2 protein-coding genes are annotated in these 14,142 nt (G+C 38.5%); both read left to right on the top strand.

What is annotated here, in order from left to right; genetic code table 11:
* Positions 1–24: 24 nt before the first annotated feature.
* A complete protein-coding gene (locus GYY70_RS10005) occupies positions 25–8,607 on the top strand; it encodes a hemagglutinin repeat-containing protein (RefSeq protein WP_174832262.1) in 8,583 nt (2,860 codons plus the stop codon).
* A gap of 949 nt (positions 8,608–9,556) precedes the next feature.
* Entirely contained in the window at positions 9,557–14,134 is a 4,578-nt protein-coding gene (locus GYY70_RS10000; protein WP_174832261.1) for a hypothetical protein, read from the top strand.
* Positions 14,135–14,142: the final 8 nt, after the last annotated feature.

Below are 14,142 nucleotides of genomic sequence, written 5' to 3'. Positions count from 1 at the left end.
ATACAATCTTCAAAGGACTGGAAAATGAATAAGAATCTTTTTAAGGTAATTTTTAATAAAAAACGCGGGCAAATGATGGCCGTTGCAGAAAATACCATTCGTGAAGGAAAGAGTACTACAGACAGTACTGCCGGTAGTACAGTAACAGTGAATAGCACAATCAGGATTGCCGGTTTGCCTGTTCTGGCCTGGTCTATTCTGCTGGGTTTCGGTTTATGTACTCTGGTTATTGATTCTGGCTGGGCAGGTTCGATTCATGCTGATACTTCTGCACCGAAAAATCAGCAGCCAACTATTTTACAAACAGCGAATGGAACACCGCAAATTAATATTCAGACACCTACTAAAAGCGGAGTTTCAATTAATCAGTTCCGGCAGATGGATGTAGATAAGAAAGGCGCTATTTTAAATAACAGCCGAAAAAATACGGAAACCAGCCTGGCCGGCTGGATACAGGCCAATCCGTGGCTGGGCAAAGGTGAAGCCAGAGTTATTGTTAATCAGATTAATAGCACCAATCCCAGCCAGCTGAATGGCTATATAGAAGTAGCCGGCCGGCGTGCAGAGGTAATTATAGCCAATCCGGCGGGGATAAATGTGAATGGCAGCGGATTTATTAATGCAGCGGGAGTAACGCTGACTACAGGTAAACCGCTAATCGGTAATGGTAATTTAGACGGCTTTGAAGTCCGGCAGGGTAATATCAGTATCAGTGGAGACGGTCTGAATACCGGCGGCAGTGAATACACACGCATTCTGTCGCAGGCTGCACAGATTAATGCGGGTATCTGGGCAAATAATCTGAATATTACAGCAGGTAGCAATAATATCGATGCACAGGGAAATATAACTGAGTCTGTACCGGTCTCTGCTGAGAATAAACCTTTAGTAGCTATCGATGCAGGCAGGCTGGGTGGTATGTATGCCGGTAAGATTGTACTAATCAGTACTGATAAAGGCGTTGGTGTTAATAATGCGGGGCAGATTTATGCCGGTAATGGTAATTTAAGCATAGATGCTAATGGTTACCTGAGCAATAGCGGCAGTATTGTCGTTTCTGATCAGAAATCTTCTGGTGCCGATATTGCCAGTGTTTCCCTCAATGCTGACAGGATAATGAATAGTGGTACAGTTTCAAGTCAGGGAAAAATGCTGGTTCATAGTGAGCAGTTAGAAAACACCGGTTTACTGACTACTGCGGATGAAATCAATCTCCGGCAGCAAAAACTGCATAATCAGGGAGAAATTAATGCCGGCCGGATAGATATTATTGCAGATAATATTCACAATCAGAACGGGAAGATTATTCAGACCGGCACTCAGAGCTTAACGCTGGATCTGAATAAGCTGAATAATCGTAATAATGGTTTGATTAGTTATGAACCTAGGCCAGATGAGTCTGCACTGCCCGAACCAAATATACCTATATCGTTAGAACCGGGGAATCAACCGGAACCGGCAAAACCTGTTACTCCTCCTACTACAGCTACCGGAGGCGGGCAAATAGTTCCTGCTGATAATACGCATAAAACACAATTTGAAACCGGACAAATTATCAGTAATCAGGAGATAATTAATGATAATGGTCAGATTGTTGCCAGTGGTGGTATCGATTTAACCTCGAAAGCAGGTCTGAATAATCATGGCAGTCTGAATCTGAATAAACTAACAGTAAGTGGTGAAATATTTGATAATTATCAAGGTAAGCTCAGTGCCCGGCAGGCATTAATTAATACCGATAGTATTGATAATCATGAGGGTGAAATTATTACAGCAGAGTCATTATCGGCAAAAAGTGGCAAACTGGATAACAGAAAAGGTAAATTGCAGTCGGTAAAGGGTATTGATATAGACAGTGCTCAGCTGGATAACAGTGATAATGGTCTGATTGCAGCCCAGGAGCAGCTCAGTATACAGAGTGGAAATATAAATAACAGTCTGGACGGAAAAATTCAGTCCGGTGCATCTCTTAAGCTGAAGACGAATAACCTGAATAACCGGCAGGGCAGTATAGATAGTAATAGCCTGGTATTAAAAGCCGATATTGTTGATAACAGTAAGGGAGCGATTCGTACTAATCAGCAGCTTAATGCACAGATTGGCAGCAGCCTGAATAATCAGGGCGGAGAATTCGGCAGTGGCGGAGATGTGTTGCTCAACAGTGAAGGCGAAAGCCATCTGGCCGTTGATAACAGTGACGGCGGAAAAATCATTGCGGGTAAAGATGCCTATCTGAATACGGAAAGTATTAAAAATAATAATAAAGGGATAATAAGCAGTGAGAATCTCAATCTGAAGGCAGTGCGCGCAGAGAATACGGCAGGGGGTGTTATTCAGGCTGGTAAACAGTTAAAGGCGCAGATTGATGAAAAGCTGGATAATACAGGGGGCGAGTTTAAAAGTAATGAAGAATTACTGCTGAATGCTGACGGACAAAGCAATCTGGTATTGAATAACAGCGCAAACGGCCAGATTCAGGCCGGCAAACATGCAGTTATTCATACAGCGACACTGGATAACAGTAATAATGGCAGTATAGATGCAGGCAGTATTGATCTGACAGCGGACAGTATCGATAACATGGCTGGTAACATCCGTGCCAATAAGCAGTTAAATGCACAAATCAATCAGAAGCTGCTTAATCAGTATGGACAAATCAGTAGCGCAGATAATGTAAATATTCATGATCAGCTGCATAATACTTTGGAAATTGATAATACCAATAACGGTAAAATTCTTGCCGGAAATGATTTAAATTTACAGGCCAAAAAACTGGATTATGCCAGTACTGACGATGCCGGTATAGCTGCCGGTCATGATGCATCTATAGATTTAACAGATGATTTCAATATTAACGGGAATATAAGTGCTAATGCTGGTCTGAAATTGCATAGCAATGGTAAAATTATTAATAATCATAATGTTATTGGTGATAGTGTTATTATTGATGCCAGCCGGATAGATAATCAGGCAGCCGGTACTATTCAGAGTAATAAGCATACAGAATTAAATGTGCAGGACAGTGTAATTAACCGAGGTCTGATAAACAGTAATGGTCTGACTCTGATTCAGGCTGGAAACTTTGTAGATAATGTTGGTACCGGGCGCATTTACGGAGACCATGTGGCGATAGGTACCGGCAGTCTGTTAAATCGAGAAGAAGTAACGGGTAATGAGACTAAGGCCGCAACTATTGCTGCACGCCAGAAGCTGGATATAGGAGCAAGAGATATAGTTAATAGAGAGCAGGGGTCTTTACTCAGTGAAGGTGATCTTGCAATTGGCGGAAAGCTGGATGAACAATATCATGCTTCCGGAATGGCTGATAGTCTGATAAACAGCAGTGCGCGTATTGAGGCTAAAGGTAATGGAAATATTGCTGTAAATGAATTACGTAATCTGAATAATCATTTTGCTCTTGAAGAGTATCTGGCAAATTCTGAGCAGCATATTCAACAGTATTTATTCCCCGGCCAGACGGAGAAATGGACAGAGGGAGTGGACGGACATTTTAATGAAAGAGGAGAAGGGCATAAACATTCAGAATTTTATTTTAATGATGGTCGTCCCACAGTTACAGAGAAAAAAACCGATATCAGCTGGTGGGATTTTAACCGCAATACTTATAAACAGCGTGTCAGTGAAAGCAGTCCGGGTGAAATTATTATCGGTGGTAATTTAAATATAAGCGGCAGCCACTGGGAAAATAATAACAGCCGGATTCTGGTGGGCGGCAATCTGACTGGTGCAGACTCTTTACAGCTGGATAATATTGAAAGTAAAGGTCAGCAGCGTGTTGTTGATACTGGCACAACAGGCGGCTATAAAAAAAGTAAAAAAGGTGGTTTGCTAAACAGGCATGATGTCTATAAGCGTAAAGTAAGAGGTGAGATAAACGAGACCACAATCACTACGATTGATCTTGAAAACCCTGTCAGTATTATCCAGCAACACACGAAAGGTGACTCTAAGGACAATACCATTGCTGGGGTAAACAATAATACCAGTAACATAGAGAAGGCAGGAAGTGCCTATACGGGCGATTCATCTATTGATGGTCTCAATAGTAATGGAAATCGTAATCAAGATACAAACACTATTACGAGCAATAATTCAGGTACAGATAATGTTAACGTTAATTATACAGGCAGTAACGATTACTACCTGTCAGCTAACAATCAGCCTGTAGGTGATAATCAAACTGAGGGTGCAAAAGTACCAAGTATTAAAACGCTTATCAACCTGAATACTAAATTGCCTAATAGTAGTTTTTATCATATAGATCCGGATAATAAAGGTTATCTGATTGAAGCAGATCCTGCATTTACTAATAAAAATAAATGGCTAAGTAGTAACTATATGCTTGAGGCTCTGGGTCAGGATCCGGAAAAATTACAGAAGCGTTTAGGGGACGGTTATTACGAACAAAGACTGATTAATGAACAAATAGATCAGTTAACCGGTTATCGCCGCCTTGCAGGATATGAAAGTGATGAAGATGAATATAAGGCATTAATGGATGCCGGCGTAAGTATGGCGAAAGCCATAGGACTGGTACCGGGAATTGCTCTGAGTGCCGATCAGATGGCACGCCTGACCAGTGATATTGTCTGGATGGTAAGTCAGACTGTAACCATGCCTGATGGAAGTCAGCAAAGTGTACTGGTTCCTCAGGTATATCTGATGGTGCGTGACGGAGATCTGAATACTGCCGGAGCATTAATCAGTGCTGATAATATCAGTCTGCATACTAATAAGGATATTAATAATCAGGGTACAGTAGCCGGTCGCAAAGTTGTAGATCTGGGTGCACATAATCTTAGTAACAGTGGTCTGATCAGCGGAAAAACTGTGCTGGCTAATGCGGCTAATAATATTGATATTAATGGCGGTACCGTTCAGGCACAGGATATGCTTAGCCTGCAGGCACAACGTATAAATGTTAATACTACTACTGCAACTCACGGTGATGAGCGCAATGGAGGTACCGTGATTGATCGCGTGGCAGGGCTGTATGTAACAGGCGGTAAAAATGGGATTCTGGCAGTTAATAGTGTAGAGGATCTGAATTTTCATGGTGCCAATATTGTGAATACAGCAACCAACGGACTGACTCAGCTGGCCAGCAGCAACGGAAGTGTCAATCTGGGTACAGTTCAGACAGCCAGTCACTCCGGATATGGAGAACTCAGTGCCAGGAACCATCTGGCACTGGATCATAAAGATGAAATCGGTACTCAGGTTATTGCAGATGGTAATGTTTCATTAACCGGCAACAAAGTTAATATCCGGCAGAGTGATATCAACAGTACTAATGGCAATATTAATATTTATGGGAAGGAAGGAGTTAACATTACCGAGGGCAGGGCAAAAACGGATCTGGATGAAGCTCATTACAATAAAACCAGAGGAACTTTTTCCACTAAAAAAAGCATAGATAAATATCAGAAACATAATGACGAAGCAAAAGGCAGTACTATTACCGGTAGTAATATCAGTATCGGCAGTGAACAGGATATTAATATCCGCGGCAGCAATGTTATTGCAGATAATCAGACAGTATTACGTGCCGGTAATAATATTACTGTTGAGGCGGCAGAAAATCAGTATGAGGGACAGGAATATCATGCCAGAAAAAAATCCGGTCTGATGGGTAGCGGAGGTTTTGGTTTCTTTATCGGCAGTCAGAAACAAACCGATGACACCACTAACAAATCCCTTATCCATAGCGGCAGCAGTGTCGGTAGTCTGAAAGGTGATACCACTGTTATTGCCGGTAATCATTATACACAAAGCGGCAGTACTGTTTCTTCCACTGAAGGTAATGTTACTGTTGTGGCTAAACAAATTAATGTGCAGGCAGCTCAGGATCAGTACAGCACTGATTATGTGCATACTATGAAGCAAAGTGGTATTACAGTAGGTGTAAATTCACCAGTAGTTAGTTCTGTTCAAAAAGCTGGTGCTGCAGTTGAGCGTATAAATAAAAGCAAAAATGATCGTGTTAATGCCATGGCTGCCTTTAATGCCGGAATGGACACGTATAAAGCGGGCAGTGCTGTTGCAGATATTGCCAATAATCCACAAAATGCTATGAATGCCAGTGTCGGCATAACCGTCGGTCAGCAGAAGGTCCGTATGGAGAGTCACACAAAAGATACCGTGGCTTCTGCCAGCCGGATTAATGCCGGCGGAACAGTCAATTTACTGGCAACGGGCGCAGGCAAAGACTCTAATATCAACATTATCGGATCAGATGTGGCAGGCAGTAAAGGCACCCATTTTCAGGCAGATAACGAAATTAACCTGCTTGCAGCTGAACAAAACCACAGCGAGAGCAGCAGTAATAAATCCAGCGGCTGGAGTGCAGGTATGAATATCGGTTATGGCACTGGCAGCTCTGCTTTAGGTCTGACTGCAGGTGCTAACCGTGGCAAAGGCCATAGTAACGGAGACGAAACCAGCTATCGTAACAGCCATGTCGGCAGCAGCAGCGGCAGTACCAGCCTCAGCAGTGGCGGTGCTACCAACATCAAGGGTGCGCAGGTAAGAGGTAAAGGCGTGAGTATGGATGCAGCCGAGCTGAACGCAGCCAGCCTGCAGGACAAAGCCAGATATGACAGTAAACAGGAGAATACCAGCGGACAGGTCACTGTAGGCTACGGTGCATCGGGATCCGCCAGCTACAGCAAGAGCAAAATCAAAGCCGATTATGCCGGAGTAACCGAACAAAGCGGCATCATAGCCGGAGATGACGGCTATCAGATTAATGTCAAAGGCAATACAGATCTGAAAGGAGCGATTATCACCTCTGCCAGTGCCGCAGAAGCAGCAGGTAAAAACAGCCTGGTTACCGGCAGTCTTACCAGCAGTGACATCAAAAATCACAGCGACTATAAAGGCAAAAGTGCTGGCCTCACCCTCAGCGGTTCATCATTTAATCAGGACAATTCTACTGTAAGCAAGTCACTGGGCTTTGGCAGTGACAGCGGTAAAGATAGCAGTAAGACCAAGAGCGGAGTCAATACCAGCAGAATAACCATCACAGATAAACTAGCGCAGCAGCAGAAAACCGGTAAGACTGCAGAAGAAACTATAGCTGCCATCCATACTAATGTCAGCAGCGAGGATTATGCTGATAAGGCCGGATATCTGCATAATAACTTTGACAAAAACAAAGTACAGAAAGAGCTGGATTCACAGCGTGAAGTTAGTCAGGAATTTGATCAGAACCGGCAGGAGCTGAAAAAAGAACTGCTTTCACAAGCACGTAAAAAATATGAAGAAGCTGAAGCAGAACGTCGTCAACATGGCGGCCTTAGAACCGAAAAAAGCATAGAATTAGAAAAAGAAGGTAGAAAGATAGAGCAGAATGTAGCTTATCTTGATACTGGGCTGGGTATAGTATGGGCAAATGGTATAGGTACGGCAGTATTAGAAACTGCAGCCCAGCATGCCGACTATGCCAAAAATGCCGCGAAACACAAAACGGCAGGACAAGTTTACAAAGTTACCTGCTCAGGTGCGGCTGCACAGTATCAATGTCAGGATATAAATAATGTTAAGGATGCACTGGCAACCAATGATGCAAGTAAAATAACCAATGGAAAAGGAGATGCACCATTTGAAGGAACAGCAATCCAGATCTATGATTACAATGAAATTATGAATGGCAAGACAATCGCAGTTTCAAACCCGGGCATTTATAACGGAGAAGACTCTGCCTTTAGAAATGCAGTAAAACAAAATCCGGAAGCAGCGGCTAATGGTAATTTGTATGTTATTGTCAACAATCCGTCCGTAGAAGCCATACCTGGTCTGAGTGAAGTTGTATTTTATGCTTTATACGATAAAATTAATGAAAATATGGGAGGCAGACTCCCGTTAACTAATGCAGAAAAAACCAATAATATACTTAAATTACTGGCAAAAGAAACTGATACAGTAATCAACAGCAGTAATCATAGTCGTGGCTCAATGACCGAAAAAGTCAGCACAGCTTATCTGCAGAATGTATTAGGTGAAACTAATATTCCAACTGAAAAAAATAAATTTCTAGGGCCTGCGGCGAATATAGTAGACTATTATAAAATGCTAAGTAAAAATGGTTATAAGGATAAAAATGGCATTAATAGTACCTTATTTTTAGCTGATAACAATACCGACTTTGTCGGCCGGCTGGTTGGTGCTAATCCGGCAACGGGGGGTACATGCGCTGGAAACCCGCTGGGTTCATGTTACAGTCATGGCAGTTATAATGGCAACTATTATTTAGATCAATATCTGACTAATTCAAATGGTCAAAAGTCTATAGATAAAAATACCGGTAAACCTATTAGAAATCCGGAATTTGAAAAAATCGAACAAACTGTAGCTCAGCCTAAGCAGGATCAAAATGGTCGATATATTAATCCGACACTCGCGAAAGCTGTAGTGGTGGATAGAAATGGTAATATTAATTTTATAGATCGGCAGGGAAATGTAACGACAATAGATCAAGCGACAAATAATCCTATTAAAAATACACAGATACCGATACATGAAATTAATGGCACCCGTTATTTTGAATTTGAAGGAAAGAAATATTATGCAGATCCGAATCGCTAAATTACACTTTTGTCTTTCAGACAGGTATCGGTGTGTTTTTGAGCGGCTGTAATATATCCTAACGGAATAATTGCTGTTATGCTGAGAGGTCAGCAATTATCCGGTCACAAAGGGATGAAGCTGATTATTACCAACCTGAATCACCGCAAATTAAGGAGCTGAGAAAGCAAAATCAAACATATTGTTTAGATCTGGCAAAAAAGCCGGAAAACCGGGTTGCAAGAACCGGATATACAAACGGAGTATTTAACCAGCCTATGTTTTAAAATTGTATGGAGGATCGAAGTACACCAACATATGAAACCTATACTGGAATGCAAGAGGAAAAACGTGAAGCAGAGCTAAGAGTAAAAGATAAAAGAATAATGTAATTGTTGGTAATCTGAAATATCAGTCCTGTGTTTAATTTTATGATTTTATTATCTTAAAATTGAATACAGGGCTGTACTCATATCTGAAATAAAAATGTTATATAAGAATACAGATAACAATAATGATAGAAATAGTATTTTTATATTAAATAGAATTTTCAGTAAAGTATTTATTATGCAATACAAATTATATTTAAGCAAAATTACAACTAAAAAATAATATATACCAGCTAAGTTTAAATTATGCATAAATATGCAATCAGCATTATTAGTATAGATTATGCGATAAAGTATTAGATATTATCCTTAGAATAGATAAAATTTTTTATGCATTATTATAATTCATTGATATATGTATGAATTTATAAAGTAAATAATTTATCAATTATGATCTGCCATTTTGTGGCTTATTTTCTGACATCAGCGAATCAGACTGCTGGTAAAATTGAATTAGGATTCATATTATTAGTAGATATCATTATTTCAGAGAAAATAAGATGGCAGCAGAGTGTGGTGGGTATGCAGATAAATTCGGTAATCGCTATGAAGCTAATTGGGTAGCCTATCAGCTGGTTCGCTTGCTGGAAGAACAAATTATAAGTATTGTCGTTGAGCCGTTAGGTTCTGATGGGCAAGGGGTAGAATTCCTTATTAATAAAACGGACGGTACAGCTGAATACCACCAATGCAAAATGGGTAAAGGAAATTATGAATACTGGACACTGGCTCAGTTACATAGTTCTAAAATTTTATCTGATGCATGGCTTCAGATAGAGCAAAATAATGAATTTTATCTGGTTTCTCCTTTAAGCTGTAAAATCATCAGTGATCTGAGTGATAGTGCGTTAAACAGCAATGGGAATCCAGAGGATTTTCTGAAATGGCAGATAAATGTCAGCCAGGAACGTAAAAAAATTTTTGAAGGCCTATGCAATTATCTGAATCTGGATATCACCTGCCTGAAAGATGTATCCCGTGCAATTAAATTTTTGCAAAAATTTAAAATTGAACAATTTAAGTTTACAACGACAACAAAGGATTGGCTGGAATTCAGAATTTCCCAGTTATATTCTGATAATACAGATGATATATTAAGGTTTTTAAAAATTTATCCGGTTGATAAAGATAAACTACGTACTGAAATAACACCCTTTCTTTTACAGGGAGATTTAGAAAAAAGCGGATTTAACCGCAGAGTAATGCCTTCGGATACACGCATAAAGACAGCGATTGATAATTTGTCTGAAGAATTTAATAATTCGATTTGTTCCTCACCGGTTGCTAATCTGATTAACAGAAAAAATGAAGTACAGCAATTATCTGATTCAATACAAAGCAATGCTATCACATTACTTACTGCTGAGGCCGGTTACGGCAAAAGTTTTTTATTACTGCAACTGCATGAATATTTGCAACAGCAGAAAATTATTTCAGTGCCGATTCGTCTGGATAGAAGAACTCCGGCAACAAATCTCGATCAATATGGAATATCTCTTGGTTTTCTTGCTTCACCGATTTATTGTCTGAGTAAATATGCTGCTGCCCAAAAAGTTGTTTTTATCCTTGATCAGTTAGATGCCATTCGCTGGACTGCGATGCATTCAAGTCAGGCACTGGAAATCTGTCGTCAATTTATTAAACAGATCATTTATTTAAGAAAAGAAAATAAAAATATCAGTGTAGTATTGGCAGCACGAACATTTGACATTAATGAAGATATCGCATTATCCAGCTGGATAAAAAGCTTAGATAATGAATGCAGGAAAATAAATCTGGCAGAATTAGATGAGAATACCGTAAATGATTTAGTGTCACCTTATGAAAATTATTCTGACCTGCTATCAGAAAAAAAGCGTATTTTGCGAATACCGTTATGGCTGGGATTTTATTTATCCATTGCCAGTAATAATCATAATTCGGTAACAAAATTAAATAATAAACTGGAGCTGATACAAGAATTTATCAAAGATCGTATGCAAGAAGTGGAGCGCTGTAGTGTTAGTAGTTCAGAGGCTCATAAACTTGCAAATTTAATTTCTAAACTAATGATGCAAAGCTGCCGGTTAACTGTATCAGAATCTTTATTACCAGTAGAAATGCAAAAACAGCTCAAAGCTTTGATATCAGTTGGATTACTGAACAGACAGAATGGGCAGATAAGTTTCCGGCATCAGGTATTATTTGATTATCAGATCGGTTTTAGTCTGTATCAGACTGCAATGCTTTCTGTGGAGAATTTATTAGATGCTATAGGAAGCAGAGAAGAACAGACATTAATGAAACGGGAGCAGCTGAAATATGCTATGAATCTGTTGCTGCAAACAAACCAAGAATCTTTCTGTAATTGTGTAAACGCTATTTTATTTACTGATGATATCAGGTTTCATTTAAAGCATCTTGTTTTGTACAGTATTAAAGACATTCAGGAACTTAAAAAACCGGCGCGTAAACTGATTGATAAAATTATTACTGAGCCTGAATTTTTAATACAATTTTTGCAGAATGCCAGCTACGGCAATAGCTATATTGTCGGATATCTGATTGAAGCCGGATATATTGCCGGATGGTTACAAAATACAGATCAAGTATTGGTTGATTCAACAATAAATTTATTATTTTCAGTAGTAAATATAATACCTGAATTAGTGGTAAAAGAAATCACCCCTTTGGTTGGCCTGTCTGATTCACTTGATGCCAAAATATTTAGAGCATTGCCTATAGAAATGGAAAATGATGCTGATATATTGTTTGATTTAAGAAAAAAAATAATAAAATCAGGATATCAGTCATATTCGATAAACTGGAACAATCTTGCAAAAAAATATCCACAACGAGCTCTGGATATAATTAGCATCATACTGGCTCAGCATCAGCAGGAGTTATCCGGAATATCAGATCCTTTTGACGCCGAATACATAATGAAACCTTTCATGTCTAAGTGCTATTGGTCAGAAAATGATGATAATGTAATTCAAATGGTCATGTTAATACCGCAAGTTGTGTTAAAATTTCTTTTGAAATATATAAACAATATTTTGCCGTCTAATTCAGAAAAAGCTATTTTTAATCAATGGATTGATAAATTTCAATGCGTTTTAGAGAACAAAACCAGTCTACAACTAACTATACTGAAAATGATAGAGGTGGCTGGCAGCCAGTTGCAAGACAGGCCAGAAGAGCTTATTAAACTGATTAAGCCTTACCTAAATCACCCTAATTTTATTTTTATACACATAATAGCTAATCAGTTATTCAATCTTCCAGCTAAATATGCAGATATGGTGATTAGCTGGTTATTAAAAGAGCCGCAACAAAGATTAAGTTGTGGTAATTTTTGGATTGAATCCGAATGGGCTTTGGCTGGGAAGCTGATTGAAAAATTTTCTCCTCATTGTTCAGAGGAATTATTTAAGCAATTAGAACATACTATTTACTATATACCGCCATTAAAGGATATTGAGTATATTAAATCGCAATTGGCAAACAGAAAGAATGGAATTTTTGAACACTATTGGGGACATGCGCAATATTTTTTGTTGCCGAAACTGGATTGCCAACGTCTGAAGCCTGATACATGTGTATTAATAGCTGTGTTGCAGCGAAAGTTTGGGTTTTATAAAAATGTCGGCAAAACATTAAATAGTTTTGCTGGATTCTTAGTATCTCCATTACCTGAAGGAAATTTTTTGTCTGATAAAAACTGGCGCCAATTAATATTAGCGCCAGAGGCGAAACTGAATTCAAATAAACGGAAACAGATAAATGAAAATATAATAGCTACGTCAGAAATTAAAAACTTTGCTCGTAGTTTTGAAACTAATGTACGCAATCAGCCATCCCGATTTGCCAGATTTGCCCTGACTTTACCTGCTTCTATTCATAAAGAGTTTATTGATGCTTTATTTTATGGTTTGGCTGAAACTGATAGAAATAAGATAGCTAAGGATTTTCAGGCAGAATGGCAGCCTTGTCCGCTGGATTTGTTAGAAAAAATTATTTTACATTTTTATAATCATGTGTCTGAATTAAGTTTAGTTAGAATGTTAGCCAATAGAGAGGATGATATTTCAAAATCACTAATTGATATGTTATGCAATCTGGCAAAATTTTCTCCGAATCCAAAGCCTAATACATTATCAGTATATACTTCAGGTCAGAATAAATGTGCTGATTCTGTAAATATTAAGGAACTGTATACAAATTCCTTGAATTGTGTCCGAGGCAGTGCTTATCATGCGTTAGCAGAAATATTCAGAAAAAATAAAGAATTTGCATTGGCTAATCTGGACATAATTCAGGCGGCTATCAATGAAGAACATCCGGCAGTACAAATTACTTCTACAGCTCTTTTGCTATCCATTCTGAATTATAATGAAGATTATGCTCATAAAAATTTTTCTATTTTATGCCGTAAAAATATTATATTTTCTTGTTCTCCAGAAGCAAATTATTTTTTTAATTCCGGATTCGAAGGACCTTATGAATATTTATATATCGAACTGGTATTAAATATGCTTAATTCTGATAATTCTGAAGTTAGAATACAGGCTGCTAAACAGATATATGCCAGATGGTTTTTTTGTAATTTATTTGCAGACGAATTGCAGCAAGTATTGAATGGAGATAATGTCTTAAAAAATGGTTGTACCGATTTTATTATACAAATTCTGGAAAATGATGAATATACAGATAAGATAGAGAAAATTGAATTTGCTTATGAAAGGTTGCTAAATGATGAAAATATTGAGATAGTCAGAAAATTAGGTCTTTGTATTAACAGTAAAAATTATTGGACAAAATCAAATTTTCAGAAATTATTCAGTATTTTTGTTAATTCCCGTGCCGCGATTTATTGCATAAATGAATTATGCTGGACTATAAATAATTACCCTGCAAAATTAACTGATTTATGCCCTCTATTATTAATTTTAGTCGAAAATATTAATCGTCGTTATCAGAGTGAAGATATTTGGGATTCTTGGCAGGATGAGTCTAATTTGATACCCGCCATTCAGAGAATTTATGATGAAGCAATAGAGGACGAGGATAAAGAAACAATGAATATATGTCTGGATATATGTGACGAATTATTTAAATTGAGACCTTATACAGCGTTAAAAATTACAAAAAGTCTGGATAATGATGTACTGGTTTAAATGCGGAA

Source organism: Snodgrassella sp. ESL0324 (assembly GCF_013344955.1).
Lineage (GTDB): Bacteria > Pseudomonadota > Gammaproteobacteria > Burkholderiales > Neisseriaceae > Snodgrassella > Snodgrassella alvi.
This window is presented reverse-complemented; position numbering and strand designations above follow the sequence as displayed.

Bases quoted from the DNA above. Each gene is read 5' to 3' on its own strand.
- GYY70_RS10005 (WP_174832262.1), top strand. From the start codon at position 25: ATGAATAAGAATCTTTTTAAGGTAATTTTTAATAAAAAACGCGGGCAA.